Annotated in this window: 16 protein-coding genes; 1 reads left to right on the top strand and 15 read right to left on the bottom strand. The window is 39.8% G+C overall.

Annotation, left to right across the window (positions count from 1 at the left end):
• Positions 1–5: 5 nt before the first annotated feature.
• From argF to UFO1_RS03100, 11 genes are all read right to left on the bottom strand, one after another.
• The gene (argF, locus tag UFO1_RS03150) at positions 6–938 is read right to left on the bottom strand and encodes an ornithine carbamoyltransferase (protein ID WP_084159915.1); all 933 of its coding nucleotides are present in this window, start codon (positions 936–938) and stop codon (positions 6–8) included.
• Positions 939–997: 59 nt separating this feature from the next.
• Positions 998–2,188 carry an acetylornithine transaminase gene (locus UFO1_RS03145; RefSeq protein WP_038667857.1) on the bottom strand — a complete coding sequence of 397 codons (1,191 nt, stop codon included), beginning with the start codon at positions 2,186–2,188 and terminating at the stop codon, positions 998–1,000.
• Positions 2,189–2,228: 40 nt separating this feature from the next.
• A complete protein-coding gene (gene argB, locus UFO1_RS03140; protein ID WP_038667854.1) occupies positions 2,229–3,113 on the bottom strand; it encodes an acetylglutamate kinase in 885 nt (294 codons plus the stop codon).
• A gap of 14 nt (positions 3,114–3,127) precedes the next feature.
• On the bottom strand, positions 3,128–4,333 hold the full coding sequence (gene argJ, locus UFO1_RS03135) for a bifunctional glutamate N-acetyltransferase/amino-acid acetyltransferase ArgJ (protein ID WP_038667852.1): 1,206 nt from the start codon (positions 4,331–4,333) through the stop codon (positions 3,128–3,130).
• 30 nt (positions 4,334–4,363) lie between these two features.
• Complete coding sequence (gene argC, locus UFO1_RS03130) at positions 4,364–5,395, bottom strand: N-acetyl-gamma-glutamyl-phosphate reductase (RefSeq protein ID WP_038667849.1); 1,032 nt, start codon at positions 5,393–5,395, stop codon at positions 4,364–4,366.
• A 136-nt stretch (positions 5,396–5,531) separates the two neighbouring features.
• A complete protein-coding gene (locus UFO1_RS03125) occupies positions 5,532–7,805 on the bottom strand; it encodes a diguanylate cyclase (RefSeq protein ID WP_038667847.1) in 2,274 nt (757 codons plus the stop codon).
• Between the two features lie 222 nt (positions 7,806–8,027).
• A complete protein-coding gene (locus UFO1_RS03120) occupies positions 8,028–8,486 on the bottom strand; it encodes a YbaK/EbsC family protein (RefSeq protein WP_038667844.1) in 459 nt (152 codons plus the stop codon).
• A 186-nt stretch (positions 8,487–8,672) separates the two neighbouring features.
• Positions 8,673–9,665 (bottom strand): AmmeMemoRadiSam system radical SAM enzyme, encoded by a 993-nt coding sequence (gene amrS, locus UFO1_RS03115; RefSeq protein WP_038667841.1) that lies wholly within the window; start codon positions 9,663–9,665, stop codon positions 8,673–8,675.
• Between the two features lie 156 nt (positions 9,666–9,821).
• Positions 9,822–10,337 (bottom strand): AmmeMemoRadiSam system protein A, encoded by a 516-nt coding sequence (gene amrA / locus UFO1_RS03110; RefSeq protein ID WP_038667838.1) that lies wholly within the window; start codon positions 10,335–10,337, stop codon positions 9,822–9,824.
• 20 nt (positions 10,338–10,357) lie between these two features.
• Positions 10,358–11,185 (bottom strand): AmmeMemoRadiSam system protein B, encoded by an 828-nt coding sequence (gene amrB, locus UFO1_RS03105; protein WP_038667835.1) that lies wholly within the window; start codon positions 11,183–11,185, stop codon positions 10,358–10,360.
• A 64-nt stretch (positions 11,186–11,249) separates the two neighbouring features.
• Positions 11,250–11,966, bottom strand: coding sequence for an N-acetylmuramoyl-L-alanine amidase (locus UFO1_RS03100; protein ID WP_236639318.1), 717 nt, complete (start codon positions 11,964–11,966; stop codon positions 11,250–11,252).
• A 137-nt stretch (positions 11,967–12,103) separates the two neighbouring features.
• Here UFO1_RS03100 and UFO1_RS03095 point away from each other — a divergent pair, with 137 nt between their 5' ends.
• Positions 12,104–12,868, top strand: coding sequence for a transglycosylase domain-containing protein (locus UFO1_RS03095; protein WP_038667829.1), 765 nt, complete (start codon positions 12,104–12,106; stop codon positions 12,866–12,868).
• Positions 12,869–13,061: 193 nt separating this feature from the next.
• Here the strand turns inward: UFO1_RS03095 and UFO1_RS03090 are convergent, their stop codons facing one another.
• The 4 genes from UFO1_RS03090 to truA form a co-directional block, all read right to left on the bottom strand.
• Positions 13,062–13,715 (bottom strand): hypothetical protein, encoded by a 654-nt coding sequence (locus UFO1_RS03090; protein ID WP_038667825.1) that lies wholly within the window; start codon positions 13,713–13,715, stop codon positions 13,062–13,064.
• 120 nt (positions 13,716–13,835) lie between these two features.
• Positions 13,836–14,228: a 30S ribosomal protein S9 gene (gene rpsI, locus UFO1_RS03085; RefSeq protein WP_007937653.1), complete on the bottom strand. Its 393-nt coding sequence runs from the start codon at positions 14,226–14,228 to the stop codon at positions 13,836–13,838.
• Between the two features lie 21 nt (positions 14,229–14,249).
• Positions 14,250–14,687, bottom strand: coding sequence for a 50S ribosomal protein L13 (gene rplM / locus UFO1_RS03080; protein ID WP_007961573.1), 438 nt, complete (start codon positions 14,685–14,687; stop codon positions 14,250–14,252).
• 215 nt (positions 14,688–14,902) lie between these two features.
• Positions 14,903–15,637, bottom strand: coding sequence for a tRNA pseudouridine(38-40) synthase TruA (gene truA / locus UFO1_RS03075; RefSeq protein ID WP_038667818.1), 735 nt, complete (start codon positions 15,635–15,637; stop codon positions 14,903–14,905).
• Positions 15,638–15,653: the final 16 nt, after the last annotated feature.

The following is a 15,653-nucleotide window of genomic DNA, read 5'->3' as shown; positions in this document are numbered from 1 at the left end:
CTTTTCTATTTTCCCATTAATAATACCATAATTGCTTTTTGCACGTGAAGGCGGTTTTCCGCTTGATCAAAAACAACGGATTGTTCGCTTTCCAATACTTCTTCTGTAATTTCTTCTCCTCTATGAGCTGGTAAACAATGCAGCACTATAGAATCGGCTTTTGCAACACTAAGAAGTTCATCATTAACCTGATAGTTAACGAATACTTCTCGGCGATCTTCCTGCTCGATTTCTTTGCCCATACTCGCCCATACATCGGTATAGAAAACATCTGCATCCTTGGCTGCCTCAAAAGGATCTTGGCATAATACAATCTTACTCCCCGTCACAGCAGCAACTTCTAGTGCTTCTGCCACAATTGCAGCATCGGGTTCATACCCTTTAGGAGTTGCGATGGAGATATCCATCCCCACTTTCGCGCAAGCCTGCAGCAGCGAATTTACCATGTTATTGCCATCGCCAATATAAGCCATTTTCAAGCCTTGCAATCTTCCCTTATGTTCAAGAACAGTAAAGATATCGGTTAGTGCTTGGCAAGGATGCATCAAATCTGTGAGAGCATTAATTACTGGAATAGTAGCATACTCTGCTAGTTCTATTACTTCATCATGGGAAAAGGTACGAATCATGATACCATCTACATACCGCGATAATACACGGGCAGTATCTTTGACAGGTTCTCCTCGGCCAATCTGCAAATCATTCGCATTTAGAAATAACGCTGCGCCACCTAACTGCCACATACCTACTTCAAAGGATACTCTTGTACGAGTGGAAGCCTTTTGGAAGATCATTCCCAAGGTTTTGCCTTTTAGTAAATGATGTTCTTCACCGTTTTTCAATTGTGCCTTTAGCGTTTTAGCCAAGTCCATTATGTCATTGATTTCCTTAGTCGACAAATCATGAATAGATATTAAATCTTTCACCTCTATACCCACAACAAAAACCCCCATACATCTTTATATCATCCTTGTGATATAATTCTCTTTTTTACCCTTTATACTGCTGCTAGTACGGCATCTAATACCGCTAGCACTTCATCCACATGTACCCGCTCAATATTAAGTGGTGGTACAAACCGTAATACATTACCTGCAGTACAGTTTATAATGACGCCCTTTATTAAGCATTGGTTGACAATTTCTCTACCTGGAACTGTTAGCTCTGCTCCAAGCATCAAGCCTTTTCCCCTTACTTCTGTAATCAGTTTAGGATATTTTGCTTGAAGTACTAATAAGCCTTTTTCTAAATAATTGCCTATGTTAGCGGCATTTTCTAATAATTTCTCATTTTCCATAACATCCAGTACTGCATTGGCTGCAGCGGAAGCTAATGGATTTCCGCCGAATGTAGAACCATGATCACCACTATGAAACACGGAAGCCACTTTGTCACTAGCAATGAAAGCACCAATTGGTACTCCTCCGCCTAATCCTTTGGCTATAGTTACAATGTCAGGCACAATACCGAATTGTTCATATGCAAACATAGTGCCCGTACGCCCCATACCCGTTTGGATCTCATCCAAAATTAAAAGTACTCCTGTTTCATCACATAATTCACGAACTTGTTTAAAATAACTTGCATCAGGCATGTTAATGCCGCCTTCACCTTGAATGGGTTCCAAAAGAATTGCACAAGTCGTTTCTGATACAGCCGCTTTTAAAGCCTCTATATCATTAAATGGGACATACTTGAAACCTCCAGGCAAAGGTTCGTACCCTTCCTGGTATTTAGGTTGGGCAGTAGCAGTTAAGGTTGCTAAGGTACGGCCGTGAAAACAATGGGTAGCCGTAATAATTTCCACCTTATTCGGATTGATTTGTTTTGCATATTTGCGGGCTAGCTTCATTGCCCCTTCATTGGCTTCTGCCCCACTATTGGCAATAAATACTTTATCTAAGCCACTGACTGCCGCTAGTTTTTTTACTAGCTTAGCTTGAACCTCTGTATAATACAGGTTCGAGCAATGAATTAATTTTCCAGCTTGCTCAGCAATGGCTGTTACTAACTTCGGATGAGCATGGCCTAGCACATTAACAGCAATACCTGCCAAGAAATCTAAATATTTTTTACCATCCTTATCGTAAACATAAGGCCCTTCACCATGGGACAATACAATGTTGTAGCGCGCAAAGACTGGCATGTAATAGTCTTCAACAACTTGGATCACATCTTGTGTATTCACATTACGCCCTCCTCATATTCAGTGTTTTATGAAAACACTCTTACTTTACAACCTGTGTGCCAATTCCCTGAGAAGTGAAAATTTCAAGTAGTATGGAGTGAGGCTGCCTTCCATCAATAATATGGGTTTTTCCAGTGCCGCCTTCTAAAGCTTTGATACAAGTTTCCACTTTAGGAATCATACCGCCGCCAATGGACCCCTCTGCAATCATTTTCTGCGCTTCTACTAAGGATAACGAGGAAATGAAGGAGCTTTTATCTTTATAATCACGATAGATGCCTTCTACATCCGTAAGCATCAGCAATTTTTCCGCTCCCAAAGCTCCTGCAACTTCCCCTGCAACATAGTCTGCATTAATATTATAACTTTCCCCACTTTTCCCTACACCAATCGGTGCAATAACGGGGATATAACCACTGTCTAAGAGTGTATTTAATATATCCGTATTGATCTTATCAACTTCACCGACAAATCCGATATCTACCATACTGACTTTGCCATTTTCATGTACTTCAGCAAAATGTTTTTTGGCCATAATCAGATCTGCATCTTTACCACTTAACCCTACGGCTTTAGAGCCATTCCGATTTAACAGATTTACGATCTCTGTATTAATTTTGCCTACTAAGACCATTTCTGCAATGGATACGGTTTCCGCATCTGTTACCCTAAGACCACTGACAAATTCCGTTTTTTTACCTAATTTATTTAAAACACTAGTAATCTCGGGACCGCCGCCATGTACAACAATAGGCCTCATGCCTACATATTTTAAAAGAGTAATATCTTGAATTACGCTATTTTTTAGTTCGCTATTAATCATAGCATTACCGCCATATTTTATAACAACTGTTTTGCCATAAAAATCTTGCATGTACGGTAAAGTCTCAATTAATACCGCGGCAGTTTCCAATGAATTCTTCACATTCCAGCCCCCTCTTATGTATGATATTCCCCATTAATTTTCACATATTCGTAGGAGAAGTCGCAGGTCCACATGGTAGCTTCCTCTTGGCCTAACCCTAAGTCTACCACTACCTTAATCTCTTCTTCCGCCATAATTTTCTTGAGTGCTTGTTCATCAAGAGCAATTCCCATTCCTTGTTTTACAATGGTCATATCACCAATCGACAAGGATACTTTCGTCGGGTCGGCCGCTGCTTCCGAATAACCTACTGCACACAAGATACGTCCCCAATTCGCATCTTGACCAAAGAAAGCGGTTTTAACCAAAGGTGATTTAGAGATTGCCATAGCCGCTTTTTTTGCATCGTCAAAACTGACAGCTCCCCGTACCTTTATTTCTAAAAATTTGGTAGCCCCTTCACCATCAACGACAATTTGTTTTGCTAAATAAATACATACATCTGTCAGTACTTTCGTAAAGGCAGCATAATCTTCATCCATGCTCTCAATTTTTTTATTACCTGCTAATCCATTAGCAAGGACACTTGCCATATCATTGGTACTAGTGTCTCCATCTACGGATATCATATTAAAAGATACGTTGACCGCATCCGTCAGTGCTTGTTTTAGCATAGCAGGAGCAATGGCTGCATCCGTAGTGATAAAGGCTAGCATTGTTGCCATATTCGGATGAATCATCCCTGAACCTTTCGCAATGCCTGCAATTCGTACAGGAACTCCACCTAACTCAAATTCATAAACGCAGCTCTTGGGAAAAGTATCTGTAGTCATAATCGCCAACATGGATTTTTCTTGTTCATCTTGACCTAACTCAGCAACAGCTGCTTTAATACCGGCATTTACTTTTTCCATAGGGAGAGTCACGCCAATAATTCCAGTAGATGCTACAAGAACGTCTTCTTTTGGTATACTTAGTAATTCAGCCGTCAATTTTGTCATAGCCATAGCATCTTGCAGTCCCTGCTCACCGGTACATGCATTCGCGCAGCCAGAGTTAACTACAATGGCAGAAGCAACGCCACTTTCCAAAGCTAAACGAGAAACAGCAACAGGAGCTGCTGCCATAGTGTTTTTCGTAAAAACTCCCGCTACACTGGCAGGTACCGTACTATAGATAACTGCTACATCATGTTTACCGCTCTTTTTTATTCCAGCTTGCACTCCGGCAGCCTTAAATCCTTTTGGTGCTGTAATGCCACCTTTAATTTCTGTATACATAAATATGCCTCCTTATTTAACTATCCTACATCAAGGATATAAAGCTACTTGTTTTAAACCGCTAGTTTCGTTAAGACCAAACATTACGTTAAAGTTCTGTACGGCTTGACCTGCCGCCCCCTTAACTAAATTATCAATCGCTGATACAACAACCACACGATTCGTGCGGGTGTCAATATGCCAGCCTAAGTCACAGAAATTAGATCCTCTTGTATGTTTCGTCGCTGGATACCCGCCCCTCCCTAGGAGTCTAATAAAGTATTCCTGCCCATACATTTCATAAAACGCCTGATCAATTGCTTCTGGTGTTACCCCTTCTTTTAAAGTAGCATAACAAGTGCTTAAGATTCCTCTTGCCATAGGAATCAAATGAGGCGTGAAGCTAATAATTGATTCTTGCCCTGCGAGTTCCTGCAAGGCCTGCTCAATTTCAGGTGTATGGCGATGACCACCTATATTATATGCTTTTAGATTTTCGGACATCTCGGTAAAGTGGGTATTTAGACTAAGTCCACGTCCTGCGCCTGAAACTCCAGATTTCGCATCTACTACAATATTTTTCATATCGATTAATTGATATTTTGCTAAAGGTGCTAACGCCAAAATACTGGCGGTCGTATAACAACCTGCATTACCAACAATGCTTGCCGCCCTTATCTGTTCACGGTACAACTCAGTTAGACCGTACACGGCGCCGGAATTTAAATGGGTGTGTGGCACCTTGTACCAAGCCTCATATACTGACTCATCACGAAAACGATAATCTGCTCCTAAATCAATGACCTTAATACCTTGATCGGCTAATTGTTTTCCAATACTCATAGCATGCCCATGGGGTAAACCAATAAACACAGCTTGACTGTCAGCAAATTGACTAAGATCCTTCATACTTGTCAATTTTTTATCATAACATCCTGCCAAATGAGGATATGCATCTGTAATATTTCCACCTGTCTGGCTTTCTGAAGTAATATTAGCAATTTCCACTTCTGGATGACTGAACAAGATTCTCAATAATTCTGACCCAGTATACCCTGTTGCGCCGATAATACTAACTTTCATTGCCGTCCCCCCTTATAATGTTTATAATTATACATTATACATGTATAATAATGCAATAGTTTTTTACTACTTTTTCCTACTATAGGATGCCGCATTTTTATATTTTGCACTCCTATTTAGGACAATTATTCTATCCCTAACTATCAATCCCGACAATTTCACAAAACTTTGCCACTAGTGCTGGATCAAATTGGGTTCCCGCACATCGCCTTAACTCATGAATCGCGGCAGTTGAACTTAAAGCCTTACGATATGGCCTATCATTTGTCATAGCATCATAGGCGTCTGCAATCGCTAAAATGCGGCATTCAAGAGGAATGTCTTCTCCAGCTATCCCTAAGGGATAACCTGTACCATCCCACCATTCCTGATGTTTCAAGATCCAATCTGCAATGGGTGTTAGATCTGGTGAAGACAATGCAATCCGTTGACCAATCTCACAATGGCGTCTCATTTCCATTGTTTCTTCTAATGTAAGTGAATCTTTTTTAAGCAGAATACTTTGGGGTACTCCTACTTTTCCAATGTCATGAAACTGAGCTAACAGACATAAATCATTGATTTTTCTTTTGGATAAGCCGATTGCTTTCGCCAGGCTAGAAACCATCTCTTGTAATCGATCTCCGTGCCCTTCCATGATATAATCTCGCTCCGCCAAAAGATCGACAACAGTTTGTACAATTGCGCTGCGCGCCTTTTGGCCACGGTGCAGCTTTTCCCGGTACATATTGTTATCGGCTTCTTTAAAAAGCTCTCTCATAACTAGTAGTGGGCTATTACTTATGGCAAATCCTATAGATAAGCTAACAGGCACTCCCTGGTGTTCCTTATTATGAGACCGAATCCCATCCTTTAATCGCTCACAAGCCTCTTGCATTTGCTCCTTAGAGCTGTCCTTCATGATAACAACAAATTCGTCACCACCAATTCTAGCTACCACATCGCTGCCGCGAAAACAATTTCTGAGAATCGTAGCAGCATTAATTAGCATTTGGTCGCCACTTTCATGACCCAAAGTATCGTTGACAAGTTTTAAGCCATCTAAATCGCAAACGATTAAACCTACTGCGCCGCTAAGACGTTGATCAAGGCGGTGTATTTCTTCATCAAAATAAGACCTTGCATATAAGCCTGTAAGTGAATCATGAAAGGTTACATATTGCAAACGCTCTTCTGCTTTCTTCCGCTCTGAAATATCATGAACAATAGAAAAGAAAAACTCTTTCGTATTTAAAGGTATCAAGGTCGAATGAACCTCAACATCCCGAATATCCCCAGTAGCCAAGCGGTGTTTAAATTCCTTGTGTCCTTTTCTTTCGCCGCATGCGGTAGTAAATATCTCTTTCATCTCTGGATCTGAGAGAAGATTTAAATCCGTCACTTTCATTTTTCTAAATATGTCTAAACTATAACCATAAAAAGCTTGGGCTGCTTCGTTCGCATCGATAATATCAAATGTATCTGGGTCTACTAAATACATAATCGCTTCTTGCTTGGTAAACATTTGGCGAAATCGTTCTTCGCTTAATTTTAAGGACTTCTGCATTTCCTGGGTATAGATTAACGACCATACTAATACTCCTAAGGTAAAAGCTAAGAATCCACCTATCACCCAAATCCAAACAAAATTTGGACTCTTGGCTTCCCAACCGGAGAGGGGTGTTGCAGCTAACTGCCAAGAGCCGTTGCCAACTTTCACATTTACAATAACAGGGTTCCCTGTAAAAACATCTTCATTACCCCAAAATACTTCTCCTTCGCTGCCCAGCCCATCCCGACCACGAATCGCAACATCAACTAAAAGTGCTGGGTCATACAGCCCTGCTTCTGCAAATAAGGTTTCTTGGGATAGCACAAGACTAACTTGGCCCCAATAAACTGCTTCCGCTCCGCCCTTAGGGGTCCAATAAATCGGGGTACGACTAATTAGCTTCCTCCCCCCTTGAAACAAGTTCACTGGCCCAGCAAGCATACTACTTCGGCTTTCCTTTACCATTTCAAAGACCTTACGTTGATCATTTAACAGAGAAATATTTGCGCCGATCGCTATTTCATTACCTTTTAAAGGATATACATGAGTAATTATACTGTCTTGCACTAAAGAAATACTTTTTATTCCTGAAAATTGAGGCATAAATTCTGTGCCAAACTGTTCTAGCTCTGTTTGGGTAATCTCATGCTGAGGATGTATCTGAAGATGGGTTAATACAAAGGCGCTGAGTCCTTTTTCTATCGATAACCTCGCATTCAACTCCCCTTCCAATTTAGCCTGGATGGCCCGCAACTGACCTAACACTTCTCCCCGAACCTTTTCTTGATATTGTTGTTGATCTATTTTGGTAAAAACAAACACGCCAAAAAGAATGGTTACTACGGTTAGGAAAGCTAAAAAAGAAGCTTTTACTTTCATCTTCGCCTCCACAACAGTTTATAGTTATCTACAGTGCAATCTCAAGGCGAGAAAAGCAGCTTTTCTGTAGTTGGTAAAAATGCACATATCCGTAATAACTTCGACAAATATTCTTAATTTCCTTCGTTTTTTGCTATCTAAACTTATGAAATCAATTATTCTAATAAATACTAAGAACCACTCCCATAGAAAGTGGTTCTTAGGTATTTTCACATTGCAAATTCAACAACAAACGTCAATGATTTTCGCTTTAGTAATTTCACATAAGCGGTCAGGTTTTATTGGCAAAGCCGAATTAGCAGTACCAGCCGCAGCGTAAACAATCGAAAAATCCCATAAACTTTGGTCTAAGTAAACAGGTACATCTGTAAGCAATCCTATCGGCGAAACACCACCTGGAAAAAAACCAGTAGCATCTACCACTGTTTGTTCATCGGCAAATCGGACTTTTTTACAACTAAGATTCTTAGCTAGTTTTTTGGTATTTATTTTTTTATCACCGCAGGTTACCACCAATAATGGTGCTGTATCCGCAAGAAATACTAGGGTTTTTGCTATTTGTGCTGGCAAAACACCTAATGCTTGCGCCGCTAGCTCTGCTGTATGAGTACTTTGATCAAATAAAATGATTTCTAGGTCAGGAAATTGACTTAGAAACTTTTTAACACGTTCTAATGGCATATTACCCTCTCCCTGCTACAATCAATCAACTTCTAAGAACATTTGTATCATAAAAGATAGTATTATGCAACTTTCCTCCATTTCCTGCTATCTAAACAAACTACTCTATACTTTCGCAAAAGTACCCTACAATTTTGCTAATTGTAGGGTACTTTTACTCTCTTTTTGATTATAAAATAGGTATTTTTAAATACTAACCTCACCAATTATATGAATTGGATTTTTGCATTGAGGACATATATTTCTATTCTCCATCTCACTTTGCCACTTTTTTCTATCAATAACTAATTTATCACATTGGGGACAATATGTATTAATCCCTTTTTCCCCCAAATTTCCAAGGTATACATAATGTAACTGTTTCCTTGCTATTTCTTGCGCCATTATCATGGTGCTTTCAGGAGTCGAAGGTAAATCCATTTTGTAATTTGGAAAGTATCGAGAAAAATGAAGAGGGATGTCCGCATTTATCTTCCCCAACCAAGTGGTCAATTGCTCAATTTCATCCTTTTTATCATTTAGCCCTGGAACTAACAGCGTGGTAATCTCTACATGACATGCAGAAGATGCTAACGCTACCGTTTCTTTGACATCTTCCAACTCTCCTGCACATACCTTCTGGTAGTATTCTTTGTTAAATGCCTTAATATCAATATTCATCGCATCAATATATGGCAGAATTTCCTCTAGAGGCTCTCGGTTGATAAAACCATTGGTTATTAGTACATTTTTCATACCTGCCTGCTTAACAGCTTTAGCAGTATCAAGAACATATTCATACCATACACTTGGTTCAGAATAGGTATAAGCTAACCCTATATTCCTGTTTTTCTTCTCTTGTCTAGCCAATTCTACTGCTTGATCTGGCGACAGTTTCATCGTCTTAGGATCCTCTTGCGCAATCTCCCAGTTCTGACAGAAAGAACAGGAAAAATTACAACCCCAAGTACCAAGAGATAAAATAGTGCTACCTGGATAAAAATGATATAAAGGTTTTTTCTCTATAGGATCAAGAGCATAAGACGAGCACTCACCATAATTTGCAGTATATAGTGTATTGCCTATGTTTTTACGTACCCGGCAAAAACCAGTTGCTCCTTCTCTGATTATGCATTCTTTAGGACATAGACTGCAGCGCAAACCTTGCTCATGGGGCCGATAATACATAGCCTCCCGCATTTAAGTCACTCCATTATGATTTTTTAGCGAACTTATTGAACCACAAAGACACAAAGAACACTATAGACGTCCTCTTTGTGTACCGCGTAGCGGTATTGTGTCTTTGTGGTTCGTAACACTTATTCAGTTTAGCATTTAATAAAAAAATAGATAACATTATGTATAACGGGTTACAGAAAATCGATATAGTCCTATTTCTTCCTCAGCACCAATGCCTGCTTTTTCTCTAGCTATGCTAATTTGTTCTGCCACAGTGTTAACACCCTCTAGCATGGGTAAAAGGAGTCCACTTCGTCTTCCCTGTTTAACGATCACGCCATACTGCTGTGGATCTAGCTTGTCCACGCTGTCTATTTGCTCCGGTGCTTCTAATATGTCTACAGAAATCGTAATTTCGGGCAGTTCTTCTAATTCTACTGGCCAAAATCTAGGATCTTCTGTACCAGCGCTAATCGCGTTGTAGATAATTTCACTGGCAATGTTAGATCGAGTCGGCCTAAAGGTACCAATACAGCCTCGTAATTCGCCTTGTTTCTTTAAAGAGACAAAGGCGCCTTTCTGCCCCTTTAATTCTTCGGGCAAAGTATTCGGTACTGGCAAAACACTGCCCTTCTCTAAAAAATGCTGTAAACTAGCCCTAGCTAGTCCTACAACGCTACTTTCATCAGTCATAATTAACACCTCCTTCTACCTTATTTAGTCACATTAATTAAGGATACTCCATAACCTACACCAAAGGGACCTTCATAAGACAGATTTTCTCCCGTAGCTTTAAGCCCGCCCACGACTCCCATGAGAAAAAAGATCGGTCTAAGGCCACATTCTCCTGCAACCTCTACAAGATCCCGATCGATTTCTAGTAGGGATTTTATGTTTACATTCTCTACCGCTTCCATAACCTGCCGATCGAATTCGGCAGCTTGGGGACTATAGCCCGCAGGTGCATCAGGGGTTAATCGATGGGACAAATCACCAGAGGCAATGACAACAACTCGCTTATCAACCATGCCAATGGCTCCCTGTACTGCTTTACCAAAGGTATACATCTCTTCATAGGAAAGCATACCTACTGAAATATGAACCAATTGTCCCTTAAATCCTGCTTTATACAGATAATAAAGGGGTACCAATGCCCCGTGGTCAAGTTCTAACTTCAATCTATAGTTCTTAGCCATGTCATCTGTTAACTCTACGATGTTTACGCCTAGGCGATCGGCTTTCTTAAGAATATGCCTTACAAGTAAACTATCTGTCTCAAATCCTAAAGAAACATCTGGGACTCCAAAGGAAGAGAAGTTCCCTTTCAGCCGAGGGTGAACACTAATACTTACCGCATCTTCAAAGGCGGGACCATGAGGAGTCATTAAAACAATGGTTTGGGGATTAAACTCCTTGATCCTCCTTGCTGCTTCTTCAACAGCAGTAACTGTATTTTTTATTTTATCCAACTCACCTTTTCCTATTTCAGGTATCATAATGGGAGGATGAGGCATAAGAGCACAAATTCCTAAATTTTTCATATGACTGCTCCTTTCTAGTTATAAGGCCTATTAGTCTCCTTCTTTGTTTAACTCAGTATAGCTTCTATTTTGCCGCATTTTTATAGAAATGATACGCTAGCGCCTTCGCAATATTCTCCACCATCTTCTGTTGATAATTTTCATCTGTTAATAATAAGGCTTCCTCTTTGCTTGTTAAATATCCTGTTTCAATGAGTACTCCTGGCGTATTTATTTGTTTTAATAATAGAATATGAGAATCCTCTTTTGCTTGACGCTTATTTCCTGGAGGAAATTGTTTAAGAACTTGTTGTAATCGTTCTGCCAATATCTTATTTTCTTCTAGCTGAGGATTATAAAAAACCTGAGCTCCCGTCAAATTTGCCCCTCGATAAGCGTTGCAATGTATGCTAAGAAAAACATCAGCTTTTGACTCCTCAATTCTCTTAACACGCTCTAATAAATCATTACGTTTGCCGCCCTTGCCCTTTGTGTAATAATCAATATCCTTATCCCTTGTAAGTACGACCTTCCCACCATACTGCTCTAATAGGGTCGCTAGTTTCATAGAAATCAATAAGGTAACATCCTTTTCATCCACCTCATTGGCAGTTGCGCCACTGTCAATGCCTCCATGTCCAGGATCAATGGTAATGCTATGCCCAGAGAGTACTGACATGTCCACATTTTGTATATCATCGCCTAGAATATATTGCATTGTTAAAAAATGAAGTACTGCCATAGTCACGCTTAGCATAAAGACCTTTTTCAAACTGGATTTTCTCAGAAGAAATAACTTCATTCTATACAACTCCCTACTATACGACACTCTCCTTTAACTTTATGCAACGAATTTTTGTATTATACGTAAAAAAGCACGTATAGCCAAACATCATGCAGTGAGGTAAAATAATAGTAGGACATACTAGGAGGCTACATATGAGATTTGGCAGATTGATAATGCTCTTGATGATATTATTTATTTTATCCTTTGCTTGGGCCGGTGGCACTAGCTTTCTAAAAGGATCATTACCCGCTATCCCCTCCTCTCAAGCTATCAACAGCCACTTATCTAGTTCTTGGGAGCGTCCATATCGGATGATCGCTTTAAAAAGTGCTGTAGATGAAAAGCTAGATAAAAAGAAATATGTAAAAATACAATATATTCCTCTAACAATGCAGCAAGCTATTATTGCAGTAGAGGACAGTCGTTTTTATCGTCATTTTGGCTTTGATATTGAAGGAATACTAAGGGCTATGTTAGTAAATATGCAAACAGGAGATTTTACGGAAGGCGGCAGTACCATTACCCAGCAACTTGTCAAAAACTTGTTTCTTACACAAGACAAAACCTATGGCCGAAAGGCAGAAGAGTTTTTACTGGCGATGGATATGGAACTGCGCTATTCCAAAGAGGAAATCTTAGAAATGTATTTAAATACGATTTATTTTGGCTCTGGTGCTTATGGAATTGGTGATGCGGCAAAAATCTACTTTGATAAAGCACCCGTCAATCTTAATTTGGCCGAATGCGCCCTATTGGCAGGACTACCTACCGCTCCATCTCTTAATTCACCCTACGTTGATTTTAATGCTGCAAAACATCGACAGGCTATTGTTCTCTCTGTCATGAGCCGCCAAGGTTTCCTTGGGCCACAAACAGCCGAGGAGGCCAAATCGGCTCCCATCAGGCTAGCAAAATAAATAAAACACTTGTGTCTTCAAAACATACACAAAATATTCAAACCACAAAGACACAAAGGACACAAAGAGATGTTTACGAAAAAGTTCTACTTATAGTTTATCCTTTGTGTGCCGTGTTAACGGCATTGTGTCTTTGTGGTTTGTAGACCTTAACATCTTTAGCATAATAAAAAAGAGGCCAATGGCCTCTTTTTTAATTAAAGTAATTTTTTATTGGCTGCCAATCTGGCTTGCTTGTATCCATAGTATCATGTACTGTCGTGCGTGATGCACGTTCTATGGTAAACTCCCTAATATATGTATCTTCACTAATATACTCAATATTTTTTAGCAAACGTCCTTCATCTTGAACATTGAAGGCTAATAAAGTGTAATAGTTTCCATTTGATAATTCTCTAATAAGTACTCCCATGCTTACAGGAGATTGTCCCTCTTGAAAATTTCGGCTTATGGAGCTATAGGTTGCAAAAAAATTAGCTTTTGGCGCTTTTGTTAAAGCGTACACTTCTGGAAAATACTTTTTCATTTCTTTTATTGTAATTGGCATGTCAGGTGTGAACCGCTGAGCGACTACTAAGGCATCAGGTTTGTTATTTGCATACATGACTTCCATCTGTACGCCAATTCCTTGACGACTAAAGGAATATCGATAAGATGCTGCCTTCGCTCTTTTCGCTCCTTTGGCTTCCCAATCAGCTTTGGTCCACAATTGATTATCAGAATCAATCAGCAAGCGGTAATCTCCATATTGTTTTTCAATCGATAGTTTAGTGTCATCCAAACTAGCAAAGGCTACACTAGAAAATAAAAACAACATAGAACAGATCAACAATGTTATTTTTCTCATAACTAACTCCTTCCATCTTTTTCGTTTCTTTCTTCTTATTATACCTTATTTATCCTATTTCCTGCTAGACATAAAAAATCCAGAAAGAGTAACTCTTTCTGGATTTTGTATAAAACAATATTAACGTTTGGAGAACTGAGACGCTTTACGAGCTTTCTTCAAGCCGTATTTACGACGCTCTTTTTCCCGTGGGTCACGAGTAAGGAAACCAGCTTTTTTCAAAGATGGGCGATACTCAGCATCCACTTTAAGTAATGCACGAGAAATACCGTGACGAACAGCGCCAGCTTGTCCTGAAGGACCGCCGCCCTCCACTTTAATTAGTACATTATATTTGCCAAGAGTTTCTGTCAAATTAAGCGGTTGTTTTACAATAAGTTCTAATGTTTTGCGACCAAAATATTCTGCAATAGTACGGTCGTTAACAAGAATATTGCCTTCACCCGGAACCAGACGAACTCTGGCAACCGAGGTTTTTCTGCGACCTGTGCCGTAGTAAGTAACCAATGCCATAATATGTTCCTCCTTTCCGGATTATCTTACGTTAATTTCTAATACTTCAGGTAATTGTGCAGCATGCGGATGCTCAGCACCACGATATACTTGCAATTTACGATACATTTGGCGGCCAAGACGGTTCTTAGGTAACATACCCCTAATAGCCAACTCAAGCACTCTTTCTGGCTTGTCCGCAAGCATTTTGCCAGCAGTAACGAATGTAGTTCCACCTACATAACCAGAATGACGGAAATAAGTTTTTTGCACTAATTTTTTACCTGTTAATGCTACTTTATCTGCGTTGATAACGATAACATGGTCACCAGTATCAACATGCGGAGTAAAAGTCGGTTTATGTTTGCCGCGAAGAACTTTTGCTACTTCGGCAGCTAATCTACCTAAAGTTTTACCTTCAGCATCTACAACATACCACTTACGTTCTATGGTGGCAGCATTTGCCATAAATGTTTTCATGCGATATACCTCCTTGTCACAACATTACAAAAAAAATTGATTTTGTATCCTTGAGCTCCGGGGCTAACGGAAGTCATGGCATAAATCTCATAAAAACATTGTATTAAATTCCCTGCCCAATGTCAAGAATTATCGTCATGTAAAATCATTTTTTTTTGAGTTATCCACATTTTAAAGGAAATTACCCACAGATTTCGAGTTTTCCCCAACTTAATTTAGTAGAACACTTCTTTTAAATAGAGCCCATGAGCAGGTGCTGTAGCCCCTGCCTTCTTCCTATCTCGCCCCTCTAATATAGCCTTAAATCCTTCTTCAGAAGTCCTTCCTAAGCCCACATTCACTAAAGTACCTGTTAAGTTGCGCACCATATGATACAAGAAGCCATCTCCCCAAAAGGAAAGCTCTAATACCTTATCCTGCAACTGACATTTAACTTCCATAATAGTACGAACCGGGCTGACAGACGAACCGCCAGAAGCACGAAAAGCGGAGAAATCGTGAGTTCCCAATATAATTTGCATCGCTTTTTCCATAGCTGCGACATTTAAGGTCTGGGGAATGGTCCAAATTAAATTTCGCAAAAAAGGATCGGGCACCGTATGCTGATAAATTTTATAAACATAGATTTTACTTTTCGCACTGTACTGCGCATCAAAACTGTCAGGAACTTCTTCTGCATGTGTAACTACAATATCGTAAGGCAGTACCTTTCTGGATGCAATTACAATACGATCTACAGGGATTGGGCAGCTAGTCTTAAAATTGACCACCTGGCCATAAGCATGCACCCCAGCGTCTGTTCTGCCAGCCATATGAATTCGAAAGTTATGGCCGAATACTTTCGCCAATTTGTCTTCTAGTACTTGTTGTATTGCAATCGCATTTAGCTGGCGTTGAAAGCCATGATAGGCTGTCCCATCATAAGCGATTGTTAATTTAATATTACGCATATTTACACACCTCGTC

The sequence above is a fragment of the Pelosinus sp. UFO1 genome (assembly GCF_000725345.1).
Taxonomy (GTDB): domain Bacteria; phylum Bacillota; class Negativicutes; order DSM-13327; family DSM-13327; genus Pelosinus.
Note: the sequence above shows the minus strand (reverse complement) of the source record. Positions and strands in the feature narration are given on the sequence as shown.